General features: G+C 45.5%; 1 protein-coding gene. It reads left to right on the top strand.

Translation table 11 applies throughout. From position 1 onward, the window contains the following. The first annotated feature begins 57 nt into the window (after positions 1 to 57). Complete coding sequence (brxC, locus tag CDG79_RS39565) at positions 58 to 3,663, top strand: BREX system P-loop protein BrxC (protein ID WP_094346922.1); 3,606 nt, start codon at positions 58 to 60, stop codon at positions 3,661 to 3,663. Positions 3,664 to 3,783: the final 120 nt, after the last annotated feature.

The following is a 3,783-nucleotide window of genomic DNA, read 5'->3' as shown; positions in this document are numbered from 1 at the left end:
GGGGAATTGGGAATGGGGAATGGGGAATATTACTGGAAGTATTAGAGAGGTGATGCCATGCTAATTAAGGAAATTTTTGCTGCTGATGTCACCCGTAATATTGCTCCAGTCATTTATTTCCATGAGCAAAAGCCTGCCAAGGTCTTAGAAGAAGTCTCTGAATACATTATCACAGGCGGCTATCCCGAAACTGACCCCCGCCACAAGCGTGTGCAGTCGGGAATTCACGAGCAGTTTGTGAAGCTGCTCAATTCTATGGCAGAAGAATTACAAAAACCGGGTGGGGCAGAACTTCCAGCATCCTGGATCTCAGGTTTTTATGGATCTGGGAAGTCGAGTTTTGCCAAGCTTTTAGGGCTAGCTCTCAATGATATGGTTTTACCCGATAACCGGACGGTGGCGAGTGCCTTGCTAGCGCGGGATGATTCTCCCAAAACCCAAGAGTTTCAGGATGCCTGGAATCGAGTTCGTAGTCAGATCGATCCCCTAGCCGTGGTCTTTGATATTGGTGCAGTAGCACGGGATGACGAGCATATCCATTCAGCAGTCAAGCGGGAAGTACAAGCACATTTGGGCTACTGCACTATTAGTAATTATGTTGCCGAGCTAGAACTGAAGCTAGAACTGGATGGGAAATGGCAGGAGTTTTTAATCTGTGTAGAGCAGACTTTGGGACAACCTTGGTCAAAAGCGAAGAGTGATCAGTTGGCTGAGGAAGCTTTCTCTGAAGTTATGCACGCTATGTATCCTAGCCGTTATACTGACCCAATGAGTTGGTTTGATAGTCGTGCTGGTGCCCAAACGGGAATGGGAACCTCGCCCTCGGAAACGACTAAAGCCATTATTAATATGCTCAATCACCGCGCCTCTGGTAAAACCTTGTTCGTTGTAGTAGATGAGGTGAGCCAGTATATACACCAGAATACGGAGCGGATGCTCAAACTTCAGTCGTTTGTTTCTGATTTGGGGCAAAAACTGAAAGGACAAGTATGGTTATTGGCCACAGGGCAGCAAAAGCTGGAAGACAGTGAGGATGAAAGCAACATTGGTAAGCTCAAGGATCGTTTTCCACCCAAGCTTAGAGTTCACCTTGCACCTACCAACATTCGAGATGTTGTGCATAAGCGGCTTTTGAAAAAAGCTTCCTCGAAAGAAGCCCAGTTGCGATCGCTCTTTGCCCAGCACCGTAGCGACCTCAAACTCTACGGCTACAAGTGCGATTCCATCACTGAAGAGGATTTTATTGAAGTTTATCCCATGCTGCCCGGTTACGTAGATTTACTGATGCAAATCACATCAAACCTGCGTACCCGTTCCAGCCGTGCGAAGGGAGATGACCATGCCATTCGCGGGCTACTGCAACTGTTGGGGGAATTGTTCCGTGAACAGAAACTAGGAGAACAGGAACTAGGCGCGTTAGTTACTATCGATAGCATTTATGAAGTGCAACAGTCGGCTTTAGACGCTGATGTGCAAACTACGCTAGCACGTTTGTTCAGCCATGAAGAAGTTATTAAAGACGAGATGGCGATAAAAGTGGCAAAAGCCGTGGCACTTTTGGAGTTGATTCAAGAACAAGAACCGACAACTGTTACTTTGGTTAGCCAATGTCTTTATTCTCAGTTGGGAATGGGCAACAATGAGCCATCAAGTACAGCAGCCTTAGAGAAATTGCGGGGATTAGGGCTACTTTCTTATTCTGACAAACTTGGCTATAAAATTCAAAGTTCTGCTGGGCAAGAATGGCAGCGAGAGCGAGATAATCACAGCGTGATTACTGATGCTATTAGTTTGATTGTGGCAGACAAGTTGAAGTCATTGTTAGGCACTGTAGAACGCCCCCGCTACAAAAATAAGTCGTTTCCTTGGTTAGCTATTTATAGTGATGGTCGTCAGCGACAGGATGAGCGTATTCAAGGTTCAAACGACCCAGCTGTGCTAACTATTGATTTTCGCTATCTCACTAATAAAGAAGAGCGAAACCCTACAACTTGGATACAAACTAGCGATCGCTCAAATTTCCGCGATCGCCTAATTTGGGTAGTAGGCACTTGCGATAATGTTGCAGCCCAAGTACGAGAACTTGCCAAATCTCAGCACATCATCAGTAAGTATGAAAGTCGCAAGCAATCTCTTACCAAAGATAAGAGAAACCTACTTGGAGAAGAAGAAAGTCGCCGTGACGTGTTAGAGAGAGAAGTGCAAAAAGCGATCGCTCAGTCCTTTATGGATGGTGAAATCTTCTTCCGGGGACGACAAATCGACAAGCAGCAACACGGTACAACTTTTACTACTGTGCTTGGACGCATAGGAGAAAACATTTTGCCGGATCTTTACAGCCATTATGTAGATGTGGCAGTTACTCCGGGTGAATTAGCGCAACTTTTAGAGCCGAACTTATCTGGCCCATCCCACAAATTTATGAAAGATGGGCTGGGCATACTCGAACTAGATGCAGGTAAATATATGCCTACCTGTAGCGGTGAAGTTCCCTCCCGAATTGGTCAGTACATTCAAGACCAAAACGGAGTTTCTGGCAATGTGTTGCTAACTCACTTTGGTGGGCCGCCCTACGGTTATCCCGCAGATGTGGTTAAAGCTTGCTTGGTGGGTTTACTTCGGGCTACTAAGGTGCGGATTCGACCCGAAACTGGCCCAGAAATTACCTCGGTGCGTGACCCTGGCGCTAAGGATATGTTCACTAAAGACCGGGACATCAAACGTGCCGATCTGCTACCTCCCAATGAAACCAGCATTAGCCCTCGTGACAAAATTGCCATTTGTAAGTTCTTCAAAGACTCATTAGATGTTGAACTGGATCGGGAAAATGATGCGATCGCCGATGCAGTTTTCCAGCAGTTCCCCGGTCAGGTCAAACGATTACAAGAATTAGAACGACGGTACAATCGACTACCAAACCGACCAAATTTACCCCCAGCTTTAGTCAAGTTACGCGAGTCCCTGGAAAAGTGTACCCGTTCTCGCCAAGTTGAAGACACTGTGATTGCAGTTAAGAAAAATCTCGATACACTGCGAGATGGGATTCAGGAACTTGGTATTTCCTTGACAGATTTGACTGATAGTGCTGTGGATGCCGTAACTAAGGCAATTAATATTCGGGATAACCAAATAGCTCAACTCAAGCAGATTGAGCGTTGGACAGAAATTACTGAAGCAATCGCGGCTTTAGAAGAACAGCTAAATAGCGATCGCTCTTGGCGGGACATTAGCAGCTTGGAACCTCACCTACAAACAATTGAACAGCACTACAAAGTCGTGCGGTTGAACTTGATTGAGAGTCAAGAAAAGCAAGCCAAAGCAATTCAAGGACGACTCAAACAGCGCCAAAACTTTATCAAATTAAACGAAAAGCAAGGAGAATATGTGTTCCGTTCCGTTCAAGAAGCGACCTATGACACAACTCAGGATGCACTCTACCCGAGTTTGTTAGAACTCAAAGATTCAGCACTAATTAAGCTCCAGAAGGCTGAGACTACTGCTAATAACAGGCTTGATGATGTGTTGTCTGAAGTCACCGAAGATCAAGTGGTGCAGCTACCGCTAAATCTTAGTGGTCGTGAAGTCAGCACAGAAGCAGAAATTGATGCACTAGTTAACCAGTTAAAAGAGCGGCTGTTAGCTCAACTCAAACCCAATAAGTAGCTAGGCACAATTAAATATAAGACGCTCAAGGGCATATTCACCCTTTACGCTTCTGGCTTCCATGCCATCAATAATTGCCATAGCCAAATCGTAGTTATTGTCAAACATTTGTCCAGCAAT

Source organism: Nostoc sp. 'Peltigera membranacea cyanobiont' 232 (genome assembly GCF_002245985.1).
Taxonomy (GTDB): Bacteria; Cyanobacteriota; Cyanobacteriia; order Cyanobacteriales; family Nostocaceae; genus Nostoc.
The sequence above is the reverse complement of the archived record's forward strand: the minus strand, read 5'-3'. Positions and strand labels throughout refer to the sequence as shown.